Annotated in this window: 10 protein-coding genes; 5 read left to right on the forward strand and 5 right to left on the reverse strand. The window is 61.9% G+C overall.

The genetic code is table 11. The features are described 5' to 3' along the window. Nucleotides 1–153: 153 nt before the first annotated feature. Nucleotides 154–2,238, reverse strand: coding sequence for an ABC transporter substrate-binding protein (locus NKJ55_RS09280; protein WP_352449636.1), 2,085 nt, complete (start codon nt 2,236–2,238; stop codon nt 154–156). A 119-nt stretch (nt 2,239–2,357) separates the two neighbouring features. Continuing rightward, nucleotides 2,358–3,824, reverse strand: coding sequence for an alpha-glucosidase/alpha-galactosidase (locus NKJ55_RS09285; protein ID WP_352449637.1), 1,467 nt, complete (start codon nt 3,822–3,824; stop codon nt 2,358–2,360). Between the two features lie 199 nt (nt 3,825–4,023). Between NKJ55_RS09285 and NKJ55_RS09290 the strand changes: the two genes are divergently transcribed. The 5 genes from NKJ55_RS09290 to NKJ55_RS09310 all read left to right on the forward strand — a co-directional run bounded on the left by NKJ55_RS09290 (nt 4,024) and on the right by NKJ55_RS09310 (nt 9,240). After that, nucleotides 4,024–4,899 (forward strand): AraC family transcriptional regulator, encoded by an 876-nt coding sequence (locus NKJ55_RS09290; protein WP_031211896.1) that lies wholly within the window; start codon nt 4,024–4,026, stop codon nt 4,897–4,899. A 504-nt stretch (nt 4,900–5,403) separates the two neighbouring features. Beyond that, nucleotides 5,404–5,841 (forward strand): CBS domain-containing protein, encoded by a 438-nt coding sequence (locus NKJ55_RS09295; protein WP_352449781.1) that lies wholly within the window; start codon nt 5,404–5,406, stop codon nt 5,839–5,841. 113 nt (nt 5,842–5,954) lie between these two features. Continuing rightward, nucleotides 5,955–6,881 (forward strand): NADP-dependent oxidoreductase, encoded by a 927-nt coding sequence (locus NKJ55_RS09300; RefSeq protein WP_352449638.1) that lies wholly within the window; start codon nt 5,955–5,957, stop codon nt 6,879–6,881. A 359-nt stretch (nt 6,882–7,240) separates the two neighbouring features. After that, nucleotides 7,241–8,932 carry an FAD-dependent oxidoreductase gene (locus tag NKJ55_RS09305; RefSeq protein ID WP_352449639.1) on the forward strand — a complete coding sequence of 564 codons (1,692 nt, stop codon included), beginning with the start codon at nt 7,241–7,243 and terminating at the stop codon, nt 8,930–8,932. Beyond that, a complete protein-coding gene (locus NKJ55_RS09310) occupies nt 8,929–9,240 on the forward strand; it encodes a UBP-type zinc finger domain-containing protein (RefSeq protein WP_036238601.1) in 312 nt (103 codons plus the stop codon). Before NKJ55_RS09305 ends, NKJ55_RS09310 begins: the two co-directional genes overlap by 4 nt. A gap of 221 nt (nt 9,241–9,461) precedes the next feature. Here NKJ55_RS09310 and NKJ55_RS09315 read toward each other — a convergent pair whose 3' ends face one another. The 3 genes from NKJ55_RS09315 to NKJ55_RS09325 all read right to left on the reverse strand — a co-directional run bounded on the left by NKJ55_RS09315 (nt 9,462) and on the right by NKJ55_RS09325 (nt 13,790). Then, on the reverse strand, nt 9,462–10,631 hold the full coding sequence (locus tag NKJ55_RS09315; protein ID WP_352449640.1) for a GNAT family N-acetyltransferase: 1,170 nt from the start codon (nt 10,629–10,631) through the stop codon (nt 9,462–9,464). Beyond that, nucleotides 10,628–11,623, reverse strand: a complete 996-nt coding sequence (locus NKJ55_RS09320; RefSeq protein ID WP_352449641.1) for a sterol desaturase family protein — start codon at nt 11,621–11,623, stop codon at nt 10,628–10,630. The genes NKJ55_RS09315 and NKJ55_RS09320 overlap by 4 nt, the downstream gene beginning before the upstream one ends. A gap of 238 nt (nt 11,624–11,861) precedes the next feature. Then, nucleotides 11,862–13,790, reverse strand: coding sequence for a heparinase II/III family protein (locus NKJ55_RS09325; RefSeq protein ID WP_352449642.1), 1,929 nt, complete (start codon nt 13,788–13,790; stop codon nt 11,862–11,864). Between the last annotated feature and the right edge of the window lie 46 nt (nt 13,791–13,836).

Raw genomic sequence — 13,836 nt, forward strand, 5'->3', positions numbered from 1 at the left:
GTCCGCCCGTCTGTTTGGCTGTCTCCCTGAAACCCAATTGGGGGGGGGCCCTGTTCTTGGGGGGGGGGGGGGATTTTTTTGTTCTGTGGTTTTTGTTTTTGGCCCGCCCGCCCCCCGGGGGGGGCCGGGAGTTCTCAGTCAGGGGAGGTAAACCTAGTTCATCGGGCCCTTGTCTCCGGGCTTGCCGGGAAGCTCTTCGGGGAACAGCTCGTACTTGGCCTGCTTGTCGGCAGCGACAAAGACCCGCTCGCGGACGATCGAATCCTCGGCCCAGTTGAACATGAAGATCGGCGTGCCCTGCGGGATGTTGGAGAAGCGTTTGTTGATGATCAGCGCGCCGGGATATTCCGTCAGGCCGACATTGTAGACGTGCTCGGTCGAGATCTTCTGGAACTCTCTCATCAGGCTGGCGCGCTCGTCATTGTCCGCGGACGAGACAAATTTGTTGACGATGTCGACGAGGTCCTTCTCGAAAGGCATCATATCGACCTCGCCGTTTTCCGGCGCACGATGGTCCCAGCTGGTTCGTGGACCGACCGGGGCCAGTTGATCGGTATTCTGGACGACGGAAGTCAGCTCCTGATCGTTGCGCCGTACCAGCCAGTCGAAGCGGCCGGAGTATTGCGAGGCATCGCGCTGGGTGCCGTTGAGTCCGTTCAGCACGATCCGCAGCCCTAGCTTTTCCATCTGGGCGACTATACCTTCGGCAAGGCTCTTGTCGGTGGTGTAGTCGTTGTTGACGAGCATCACGATCTCGACATTTTTGCCGCCGGCGGTACCTGCAGGAAAATTGACGAAGCCGTCGCCGTCCGTGTCCTTCAGGCCTGCCTTGGCGAGTTCCGCCTTGGCGCCTTCGAGATCGAAGGGGTAGTAGACCGTCGACTTCCGGTCGTAGAAGCTCGTGCCCGAGGATAAGCCGCCCGGATAGATGGCAGTGAACGGACCCTTGACCAGCGAGTCGCCGAGCGCCTTGCGGTTGAGCGCCATGGTGACGCCCTTGCGGAAGTCCTCGTTGCGGTTCAGCTCGCGTATCGCCTGTCCGCGCTCGTCGGGGTTGCCCCAGCCATTGGCTGAGAAATTCATGCGCAGATTATAGCCGATCAGCCGCGCGCCGAACGCAAGCCGTGCCGGTGCGTCCTTTTGCGCCGCGCGCTTCAGCGAGGCGACGAAGTTCTCCGGCTGCTCCAGATTGGAGAAGTCGCCGGCTCCCGCGACGGCCTGAACGTCGCGGTCGGCCCAGGTCGACAATTTGTAGTGCAGTTCATTGAGATACGGCAGCTGGTTGCCCTTCTCGTCGACCTTCCAATAGTACGGATTGCGACGCATGACGATGATGTCGTCGGGGCGGTATGCCACCGGCACCCAGGCACCCATCACCGGCATGTTCATATATTCCGGCGGGAACGCGTTCTTGAACTGCTCGTAGGTGTTCTTCGAATATTTCGGATGCTGTGGCTTGAGGATGTGCGACGGGCCCGGACAGAAGGTGCCGTAAGCCATGGCGTAAAGATATTGTTTCGGAAAGGCGTCCTTGAACGTCCACTCGACGGTGTAGTCGTCGATTTTCTTCAACGTCGTGCCGACGCCGAAGGTCTCCTGCGTCGCGCCGTTCAGCGGCGACACATTGGGGTCGATCACCTCGTCGTCCCAGTAGAACATCACATCGTCGGCGTTGAACGGAACGCCGTCCGACCATTTCGCGCCCTCGACCAGATGCATCGCCAGCGCGTGGCCGTCCTTGGACCAGTCCCAGCTCCTGGCGAGGTTCGGCAGCGGCTCCGTGTCCTTGGCCTCGACCTGGAACAGCGGCGCCGTGCGCGTCAGGCATTCGGAAAGGCCGATGTCGATGCCGCCCCAGCCTTGCGTCTGGCCGGCGCCATAGTTCCAACCCTCCGGCCGGCCGCCGATGACATGACGCATCGTATCGCCGTAAACGCCGATGCCATCCGGCATATTGCCGGTCTTGAAGACCAGCGGCTCCTTAGGCAAACGGTCCTTGACCGGCGGCAGCTTGCCCGCCTTGACGTATTTCTCGGTGACCCAATCCGGTTCGTGATATTCCGGCAGTGCCTTGAATTCCAGGATGGAGTCGCGCGCGACGTATTTGATCTTTCCCTCGGCGGGGAATTGCGCGGGCACCGGCGGCACGGTCGGCTCGGATGCATACGCGTTCAGCGCCGAGGCCGAGACGCTAAGCGCCAGCCCGGCGAGAATGCCAATGTTTCGAAAATTCCTCATCGTCTCTCCTCCCTGTTGTTCAGGAGCGCGTTGACGCCGCTCCATTTCTCCTCGAACGAATGTACAGACGGGTGCGGAAAATCCTCCCGAAAGCTCGCCGCGATCCGTCCTGGCGAAATTCAGACGGCCTGCTTGAGAGCCGTTTTTTCCGCACGCAATTCCTCGATCGAACGGACGTCGCGCCTTGCCGCACCGGCCCATTCGCGGGTCTTGATCCTGGATTTCGAAAGCCGTTCCTTCGCGGCCGGCACCGCATCGGCATATTGCGGCAGCCAGCGAGCCTGGGCGACGACCATTTCGTCCACCATCTGCCAAACCTCTTCCGGCGTCGAAACCGCGCCGACCAGCGGGTCGTGCAGGACCGCGAGCTTCAGCAGGTCGATATCGCCGGAGATCGCCGCATGAACCGACATGCGCTGGACGTTGATGGAGGAAATGCAAGTGGCGGCGCAGGCCTCCGGCAGCGTGATGCCGGAGGCCATGTTGATACCGAAGCGGTCGACGAAGCCGGGCGACTCGACGATCGCGTCCTGCGGCAGGTTGGTGATGATGCCGTTGTTCTTGACGTTGAAATGGCCGCGATAAACGCGGTTCGTCTCCAGCGCCTCGAGAATGTGGCTGGCATGCTCGTTGGAGCGCTTGGCGGGGTCGATCGGCCTCGCGGCGGACTCCAGAAATTGCGGGAATTCTGTTTCGAACCAGTTGCGCGTTTCGGTCGAATAGCGAAGGTAGCCGCCGGTCTCGCCGTGGATCCAGTCGGACATGTCGATCCAGCGGGTGATTTCGTCCGGCCGCTTGCGATACCAGGGCAGGTATTCGGAAAGATGGCCGTTGCTTTCGGTCGAATAGACGCCGAAGCGCTTCAGGACATCGATGCGCAGCTTTTCCTGCTGCGAATAGACCGGATGCGCCTCGAAGGCGGCAACCAGCTCGTCCTTACCGATCTTGCGGCCGTTGAGACGCAGGTCGATGAACCAGGTCTGGTGATTGATGCCGGAGCAGACGTAGTCGAGCTCGGTGCGCGACTTGGCGCCGAGCACTTCGGCGATCTGGTCGGCGCCATGCTGGACGCCGTGGCAGAGGCCGACGGTATCGACCCTGCCATATTCGATCGCCGCCCAGGTGTTCATAGCCATCGGATTGGCGTAGTTCAGGAATTTCGCCCCAGGCTCGGCGACTTCGAGAATATCCTTGCAGAAATCGAGGATTACCGGAATGTTGCGCTGGCCATAGAGGATGCCGCCGGCGCAGATCGTGTCGCCGACGCACTGGTCGATGCCATACTTCAAGGGAATTCGGATGTCGTCCGCATAGGCTTCGAGACCGCCGACGCGAACGCAGCTGATGATGTAGCGGGCGCCCTCGAGGGCAGCACGGCGGTCTGTCGTTGCCGTAACCTTGGTCGGCAGCCTGTTGAATTCGACGACCCTGTCGAGGATCGACTTGATCATCTGGAGGTTGCGCTCGCTGAGATCGGTCAATGCGAATTCGACATCCCTGAATTCAGGAACGCACAAAATGTCGGTGAAGAGCTTCTTGGTGAACCCGACGCTTCCCGCACCGATGATAGCGATCTTGAAACTCATCAGCCTCACCTCGACCTGATCGAACGCTAGGGCAAAGGCGGCGAAAAGAGGCCTGGCCCGCCTGCCACGCTATGCAGGCTGGAATCCAGCACTTCCTCCCATCCGCTCTTTGACCGCGGTTTCTTTTGCTTTTCTCGAGGGATTATGCGCCTTATTCGGCACGCGACCAGAGAAGGATTATGCTTTTAGGGGTAATTTTGTGCTGCGGAACTTGATCGACATCGGGCCGGCGGGCAGGACGGTATCGCTGCCGCGCGGGCGCCAGCGCCTACACACCATGCCGACAAGCACCGGCTATGAAGTGCGCGAGAACGAGGTCTACGACTGGGATGGGCGCAAGCGCGGCCTGACGCCGTTTACCGTGCTCCAGCATACGATCAGCGGCACTGGCCGATTGCGCTACGAGAACCGGAACTACCGCCTGCAAAAGGGCGACACTTTGCTGGTTCTCGTGCCGCACAACCACCGTTACTGGCTGGCCAAGGGCGAACGCTGGGAGTTCTTCTGGATATCGATGAACGGCGAGGAGGCACTGCGCATCCACAAGTCGATCCTTGCCGCCGTCGGTCCGGTGCTGCGGCTGCAGCCCTCGACGATCGATCATCTGGCTGATTGCAGTGTGCGCCTGATCACGGGCGCGGTCTCGCCGGGAGCCGCCTCGGCCGTCGCCTATGAAGCAGCCATGGCGCTCTACGACGATGTCTTCGGCTCGCATGCCGTCACCGACGACAAGAGCGCCATGCAGCCGGTCATCGATCACATCAGGGCCAATCTCGACAGGCCGCTCCGCGTTGCCGATCTCGCTGAGATCAGCGGCCTGAGCCGCGCGCATTTCTCGCGCTGCTTCGCCGAGAGTGAAGGTCTTCCGCCCGCCGAATTCGTGCTGCAGCAGCGACTGCAGCGCGCGGCGAAGTTGCTGACGAAGGCCGATTTCCTGCCGGTCAAGGAAGTCGCCATCATGTGCGGCTTTGAGGATGCCAATTATTTTTCGAAGGTCTTCCGCCGCCTCTACGGCATCAACCCGACGCAGTTCCGCACCAACGGGATGTATGCCAGCCTTGGAACCGCCCGATAGCCCGATAGATTGCACCGCGCTTGGCATCGGGTGCGGGAACGCTTTTGCTTCCCCTCGGTTTAGGACAAGAGAGCCTGCTCGCCGCTCCCGCACCCCCGCTCCGGCGGAGATCAGGCCACAAATGTTAGGGGAGTGATCGATGAACAACCCCGATCCGAACAACCCGAATCCACTGCCGGACAATCCCAATCCGGAGCCGGCCCGGCCGCCTGCCCCGCCGGAGACTCCGCCGGGAGAACCTCCAGGCGTACCCCCGCCCTCGCCGGATCCAATTCCGACGCCGGACCAGGAGCCGATCGGAGTTCCTCCCGGCACGCCTTCCGAAATTCCTTCGGAACCGACCTTTCCCGGGCCGACCGCCTGAAGGCGGTCGGGTGGAGGATGGCAAGGGTGATTTCGGCGAAGCGCTCGAAACGGGTCTTGCCATGGAACGTTTTGCGCTGGCGCTCATTCACCCTTCCATCATGGAACCGGCGGCGGGCCCTGCAACCAAGGGAGGTTAAAATGAAAGTTGGCAACTGCATGACAAAGGACGTCGAGATCGCCAGTCCGCAGCAAACCCTGCGCGATGCGGCAGAAATGATGGGTCGCCTCGACGCCGGCGCAATGCCGGTGGGCGAGAACGATCGGCTTGTCGGCATGGTAACCGATCGCGACATCGCAATCCGCGGCGTCGCCCAAGGCAAGACACCTGACGCCAAGGTACGGGAAGTGATGAGCACCGAGGTCAGGTATTGCTTCGAAGACGAAGACGCGGAGGATGTTCTGCGCAACCTGGCTGACCTGAAAGTGCGCCGCTTGCCGGTGCTGAACCGCGACAAGCGCCTGGTCGGCATCGTTTCGCTGGGCGACCTCGCCACCAACAGCGAGACGGCGACAGCAGGTGAAGCGCTGAGCGGCATCTCGCAACCCGGCGGCGAGCATTCGCAAACGATACACTGACGGCGCACCACCGGCCGGCCTTTGCTACGACCGAACCGCCGGCTGGATAGACGCCGGCCTGCCGGCGAAACTGTTCAGAGCGAACTGGACTGCAACCCGACGAGGAGCAAGCCATGATTACGATGAAGGCCGTCCGTATCCACGATTTTGGTGGACCGGAGGTTCTTTCGCTGGACGCGGTTCCGTTGCCTCAGCCGCATGACGACGAGGTCACGCTCAAGGTCTACGCGGCAAGCGTCAATCCCGTCGACTACAAGGTTCGCGAGGGCTCTTCGGGCGCGGATCTGCCCGTCACGCTCGGCCGCGACGTATCCGGCGTGGTGGAACTGTGCGGCACGCGGGCCCATACGCTGAAGAAGGGCGATCCGCTATATGCCATGCTCGGCAACGACCGCGGCGGCAACGCCGAATATGTCGTCGTCAAGGCAACGGAGGCGGCGGCGAAGCCGCAACGCTTAAGCCACGCCGAAGCCGCCGCCGTGCCACTTGCGGGCCTTACCGCGTGGCAAGGCCTTTTCGATCACGGCGGCCTCAAATCCGGGCAGCGGGTCCTTATCCATGGCGGCGCCGGCGGCGTCGGTCATCTGGCGGTGCAGTTCGCAAAGGCCGCGGGCGCGTTTGTCGCGACGACCGTGTCCGCGCAGGATTTCGATTTCGTCCGCGCGCTTGGCGCCGACCAGGCGGTCGATTACAAGAACCAGCGCTTCGAGGAGCTTGTCGAGGACGTCGACCTCGTCTTCGACCTGGTAGCGGGTGAAACACAGGACCGCTCGTGGGACGTGCTCAAGCCCGGCGGGACGCTCGTCTCAACGCTTTCCGAACCGTCGGCGGAGAAGGCCCGCCTGCATCGGGCTCGCGGCGTTTCCTATTTGACCAAGCCGAACGCGGCGCAGCTTGCCGAGATCAGCCGCCTCATCGACGCCGGGAAGGTCAGGCCATTCGTGCAGGCAATCTATCCTCTTGAGGAAGTCGCCAGGGCCGAGGAACAGCTCGAGAAGCAGCACACGCGCGGCAAGATTGTGCTTCAGGTAGCTGCCTGAGCACCCGCCGAACAACAGGCCGCAGGGCAGTTTGCGGAGTGCTCGGACACAGGCCGTTTTCTGCTATCCAGAAGCCCGGCGGCCGAGAGATTGACACAGGACGGCCCGCCGGGCCTGGCCGGCCTAGACAGGTGCCGGCTGAAGCAGCATGCGCCGGGTTTGCCGGGATGCGCAAATCAAACAAATCAAGGAGATGCAACGGATTGTGAGGCACGTCGCGACGACACCGTCGCACCGCCGCCGTCAGTTAACTGCGAAGCGAAGGACACAGCGTTTACCGACAGGCGAGCCAGGTTCCTACCGGCCGCAAGCCGCAAAAACCGCTTCAAACTGTCGGAAACCGGCGATAGGTTCGAACCATGTCCCAACCCGCCAATCCGATCTCCATTGCCCGTCGCGATCAGATGTTTCCAGTGCTGGCTGAGGCGGACCTGGACCGCATGGGCCGTTTCGGCGAAGCCGTGTCCTATGCTGCAGGCGAACAGATCGTCAAAGCCGGCGAGCTGGCGCCCGGTCTGATCGTGGTCCTGTCCGGCAAGGTGGATATCATCCAGGGCGGCAGCTTCGGCCGGCGCGAAACAATCGTCACGCACGGTGCAGGCAATTTCGTCGGCGAGTTGGCGCAGCTTTCAGCCCGACCCTCACTGGTGGATGTGGAGGCGGTCGAGCCGGTCGAGGCGCTCGTCATCCCCTCGCAAAGGCTGAGGGACCTGATGGTGCAGGAAGCAAACCTCGGCGAGCGCATCATGCGGGCGCTGATCCTGCGCCGTGTCGGCCTGCTCGAGAGCGGCACAGCGGGCCCGATCATTGTCGGACCGGTCGACAGCGGCGACGTTTTGAGGCTGCAAGGTTTTCTGGCCCGCAGCGGTCAGCCGCACCGGGTTCTCGATTCTGCTACCGATCCCTGCGCCAGGACGCTGATCGAACGCTTCCATGTCGATATCCACCATTTGCCGATTGTGCTCTGTCCGAACGGCAAGCTGCTGCTCAATCCCGGAGAGAACGAGCTTGCCCGCTGCATCGGCCTGGTGAGGCCGATCGACTCCGGCAAGCTGTACGACGTGGCCATTGTCGGCGCCGGACCGGCCGGCCTCGCGGCGGCCGTCTATGCGGCTTCCGAAGGGTTGTCGACGATCGTGCTCGATTGCCGTGCCTTCGGCGGACAGGCGGGTGCCTCCTCGCGCATCGAGAACTACCTCGGTTTTCCGACCGGCATTTCGGGAATGGCGCTGATGGCGCGCGCTTACAACCAGGCGCAGAAATTCGGCGTCGAGATGGTGATACCGGACGAGGCGAAGCTGCTGGGCAGCGCAAGCGACGCGTCCGGTGCCCACTACACGCTCGCCGTCGGCGGCGGGGAGACCGTGCGGGCACGGTCGGTGGTGATCGCCAGCGGAGCGCGCTATCGCCGCCTCGACATGGCAAACCTGGCGCAATTCGAGGGAACCTCCGTGCATTACTGGGCTTCGCCGATCGAAGCGCGGCTTTGCGCCGGGCAAGAGGTAGCCCTGGTCGGCGCCGGCAATTCGGCTGGTCAGGCTGCCGTCTACCTGGCGGCGCATGTGAAGAAGGTATGGCTGCTGGCGCGCGGCAGCAGCCTCGATGCGAGCATGTCGCGCTATCTGGTGGAGCGCGTCAGGGCACAGCCGAACATCGAAGTGCTGGCTGAGACGCAGATTGCGGCACTGGAAGGCGACGACGGCAATCTTGGCAAAGTGCGCTGGCGCAACCGCGACACCGAGACAGCACGTCCGATCCGCCACCTCTTCCTGTTCATCGGCGCCGATCCGAACACCGACTGGCTGGCGCAATGCGGCGTGGCGTTGGACGCGAAGGGCTTCGTTCGCACCGGGCCTGACATTGGCCAGGAACGTGGTGCGCTGGAGACGAACCGCGGCGGGGTGTTCGCCATCGGCGACGTGCGCTCCGGCTCGATCAAGCGCGTCGCCGCTGCCGTCGGCGAAGGCGCCCAGGTGGTTGCAGCGCTGCATGCATATCTCGCGCGAAACGGCAGTCTCGCCGTGGCGCCACAACTGGTCAGGAGCGTATGATGGCAGACGAATGCAGGCACGCCGGGGACATTCGCGACGTGACACCGAGCGCGCTCGGCTGCGAGGAATGCCTGAAGAGCGGTTCGCAGTGGGTGCATCTGCGGCTCTGCCGCACATGCGGCCATGTCGGCTGCTGCGACGACTCGCCCAACCGACATGCCACCAAGCATTTTCGGGCAACCGGCCATCCTGTCATCGAAGGCTACGATCCGCCGGAAGGTTGGGGATGGTGCTACATCGACGAAATCTTCCTCGACCTCGGCGACCGCACCACGCCGCAAAACGGTCCGATACCGCGCTTCATTTGAGCTTTTTGCGAGCGGGCCGCTACAGCAATTCCAGGAAAAGTGTGAACGGTTTTCGTCCGGAATTGCGTCAAAACAAAAGATGGAGCTGTTCCGCGTTTCCGTGAAACGATGAACCGTTCTAAAGCATGTCGCGCAAAAGTGTGCAGCGATTTTGCGATAACGACATGTATAAAACAAGAATCTAAAGCGCGTCGCATGAGGCCGATCGAATGCGACGCGCTTTAGTCCAAGGCTGCTTCGGCTTGAGCGGGCGTATCGCGTCCCTCTGGTGGTGCCGATGACCGCTCGCGCATATGCCTGACGGTCTGGAGGACACGATCGGCAAGAGATGCAAGCGCGCCCTGTGCCGTGCGCGTCCCGATGACGGATTCCAGCGTAACCGCCTGCGTTGAGAATTTGTGTTTGAACGACTCTGCGCCACAGAGGAAATCGACCGTGCTCAAGCCGTGATCGATCGACCACTGCACGTAATCCATCAACAGGATCACACCCGGCGACGCCCGGCCGAAATCCGGATCGAACGTCGTCACGAAGGCCATCATCACGTCGTGCTGGACGAAGTTGATCGACACCGCGATCATCACGCCATTGCATTCGAGGACGAAGATATGCAGCACGCCGGCGCGCGCCAACGCATCGACGAGCGCGGCGAGTACCGGCACGCCCTCTTCGAAGAGGTCTGATTCACGCATGCGCTCGGTCAGCCATTTCCGCTTCAAGGCCGCGAGGCGCTCCAGTACCGGTTGCAGCGGCTCGTCGGGCGCAAGCAGGCGAAATCTCACCTCTCCGGTTTCTCCCAGCGCCTTGATGCCGCGCCGATAGTTCTGGCGCGTCTTTTTCGACTGGTCCGCCAACCATGCCGCTCCGCTTTCCCATTGTCCGGCAACGCGATAGCTGACTTCCGTTCGGTGAAAGTGACGAAGCCTGATGCCGCCGGAAGCTCCCGGCGTGAAAATTTTGCGGGCCGCCGCATCCGGCGAGAGACGACTGATCAAGGCAAGATCGAAGCCGCCTGCATCGCAGAGTTGGGTCCATAGCTCCTGCAACGCCGACAACGAGCATTCCGGAGCAACGAGAATATCCCCATAGTCGGTATAGCTGCCGGCCGCCCATTCGAGAAACCGCAGCCCCCTGCGCCTGCCGATCGCCAGCGGAACGACAGCAACGAGTCTCTCGCCCTTCCAGACCAGGCCGATCCGCAACGCGCGCTGGTCACGGCGTTGTACGGTACTCCACCATGCCGAAATCCAGGCATGGCTTTGAAAGATCAGCCCGTCGGTACGATGCCAAAGCTCCATCCAAGCGGCTTCGACCGCAGCCAGGCGATCCGCCGAACGGACGATTTCCAGGCGCTCCGCGCCTAGGACGTCGATGGAAACAGCGGTGTTCATGAAGGAGAACTGTCCTGTGGCTGCGCGACCACATTGGGCCGTCTGTGAAACAGTCGCATGACATGCCTTGCCATCTTCTTGAGCGGCAGGATGTAGAGCCCAAAGAGCGACTGGTAATCGCGCACATCGCGATCGACCAGGCCAAATTTCAGGTCTTCATCCGGCTCCGGGACAAATTGCGTTCCGAACAGACGATCCCAGAACGAAAAAAGCAGGCCGAAATTCTTATCGTAGTGACGCGGGTCGATGCTGTGATGCACCTGGTGCCAGTGCGGACACAGGATGATGTTGTTCAACGAGCCGAACGATATCTTGAGATGCGTATGGCGAACAAAGTCCATCATCAGGATGTTGCGGATGACGTAGACGTTGATGCCGAAGATAGCGACCTCTACCGGATCGAGTGCGATCAGGCTCCAGACACCGAAGCAGATGCCCGGGATGACGCCATCCCACATACGGTTGATCAGATCGTCCAGCGGATGAACCCGGTCCTTGGTGATCCCCACCATCACTTCGGCCGAATGATGTACCTTGTGCAATTCCCACAGGAACGGGAAACGGTGCTGGGCGACGTGGTAGAGGTAGTATGAAATATCATAGGCGACCAGCATGGTTGCGGTGAAGATGACGATCGTCACCGGTCCCGCCGGGCCGCCGAGAAGCGGCGCGTGGATGTTAAGGAGCCAGCCAATTGCCTCGCGTGTGCCATAGCCCACCGCGACGACGAAGGTGACGCCGGCAGGAATAAGCAGGAAAGGCATCATCGCCCGTTTCGTGATCCAGAACAGGGCGTCGGCTCGCGCCGACGGGTGCAGGATGACTTCCTGTGGGAAGGCGAAGTCGAAAAAGTCCCTGAGGGACTTATGTTCGGCAGTTCGCCAGTAGGCGATCACCGCGCTGCCCAGTGCGGTGAGGAGAAGCAGGCCGAGCGTGGTCAGATTGACGTTCGAAAGCTTTTCCACAATCGCTCTGGCAAATTCGGAAAACATTGATGCAGCGGCTCCTGGTCGTAAGAAGGCAGTCTGGGGTCGTAACAAGGCGATCTGGCGAATAGCAAAGCACAAAATTCCCGCCAAACTCGCTACGCCGCCTGCAACCAGTGGCTGTTGCGGGGCGCAGCGGGCAAAGCAGGCTGGATGGTGCGAGACTAGCAGATCAACGGTAACGAAACCGCTAAATGTCCAAACGTAATTAATGTCGAATACGGCTGGAACTCGCCCGGCAACTCTACGTTGGCACCGGTTTTTGCTGTTGCGGCGGGTGAATTGGGGCAAGATGGATATCGATCCCGGCTTCGCCCACTTCACCGTGCCAGGCGAGGCGTTCGGCTTGCTGCCTGGTGCCAAAACGCAGTGAAACCCAACCGCCTTGGCCCGGCATGTCACCGCCGGCGCCGATATCGAGCGCAGCATCAGGAAAGCGGATGGCCAACAGTACCTCGTCGCCGCGCAATACCGTGACCGTCTCTTCGTGCCGATCGGCATGGAGGCCGGCGGCCAGTTGGAAGACGATCTCGGACTGGCGCCTGCCGCCGAGCAGTTGGTCGGTGATGAGGATGCCATCGGCCTGGCGCGCCAAAGTGCGCTGATGCACGACGCCGAAGCGGCTTCTATAGCCGTCATGCCGGGCGCTCAGCCTCCAGTGCGGTCCCGGCTCGCTCTCCACCAGCGCTGCGACTGCCTTGTGCGACCAGTTGAAATTTCCAGCGATGGTGCTTTGGCTTTTACCCTCGATATTCAGCGTGTTGTGCGCCGCCGTGGAGCGGAACCAGTCGCGCCATGCGCCTCCCGAACCGTAGAGCCAGGTGCCTGGATCGACCAGCACCGGCTCACCGTCGATGCACAGGGTGAGCGACAGCGCGTCGGCATGGCCGTGCGCCGCTATCGAGAGATAGCCGAGCGGTCCATGGTCGAACGTCAGTTCGACATTGCGGCCATTCATTGCTCCGCGCCAGACGGAGAGCCCGCCTTGCGTGAATGTCTGCAAGCCATGCACCGCGGGCGCCGGGCCTGACGGCGCACCAAAGAAAAGCGAACGAAAATCGTCAGGCTCCGGCGCGTTGCCCGGCGTCCCCAGTAAGCCGTGGATGGCGGCCGCCACGGATAGGATATAGTTCGGCTCGTCGCCCAGCTTCAGCACATGGCCCTCATCGTCGTCGCCGAAGCGGGCGGCTTTCTGTGGCAGCCAGCCGACGAAATTGGCGAAGGCGCCCAGACGCGCTTCGACGGCCGAGGGAAACGGCGTTCCCGCCTGGCGTGCCGCGGCGGCGCACAGCAAGATGAGTTCGGCGCTGAAGGCTGCATAGGTCGGCGTTTGCTCAGCACCGGCGCCGTCGGCAAGAATCTGCTTGTGCGTCTCATGTAAGAGGGCGCTGCGGGCAATTTCGGATTCGGCCCCGAGCGCCAGGCCAACCAGATATTCGCCAGCCAACTCTGCGACGAGATGGTTGTTGGCGGAGGAATATCGCGACGGAAACCGCGGCAGCCAATAGGCGCTTGCCGCGAGTATCTCACCAGCTTTCCGCAGCGTCGCCGGGTCAAGCCGGTCACCGATGAGGTCCAGGGTGACGATCAGGCTGATGGCTCGCAGCGCTACTTCGATGCCGGAAGCCCAGCCAATGCCTCGGAACGGCGGATTGGCGGAATGCCAACTGCCGATTGCCGCCTCAATGGCACTCCGGGATCGATTGTCCTCGCTGAGGAGCAGGTGTGCAGCCAGTACTGGCAATTGCTGCAGCCGGTTGATCTCCCAGACATATTTTATATCGCCAAGATCGCCGCCATCGCGAAAATCGATATCGAAAGTATGAGCCTCGGCGCCAGGCCAAAGCCTGCCGGTTACCGGATCAAGACGCCAAAGCTCAGCAGGAAACAAAAGATCGGGCTCACGCTTTGGCCATGTCCGCCCGAGTGCCGAAAACCGGCCATGAAGCATCTCTTGCGCGGCCGCCGCTATGGCCTGCCGTTGAGCGTCGGTCGCTGCCAGCGCAGCATGGCGAAATCCGGGCAGCACTGGGTGCAACTGCGGCGATGGATAGCGCTCCCACCCATCATCGCGGCGGCGCGACGCGGTCCTTCGACGTTGCTCGCCCAGCCGGTGCAACACCTCGGCCGGTCCCATGCTGCGCAATCGGTTGATGTACCAGCCGATTCTCATGCACGCCCCGTCAACGTTTCGGTCCTTGTATACCATGCCGTCGAAA

The sequence above is a fragment of the Mesorhizobium sp. M0106 genome (assembly GCF_040322715.1).
GTDB lineage: Bacteria > Pseudomonadota > Alphaproteobacteria > Rhizobiales > Rhizobiaceae > Mesorhizobium.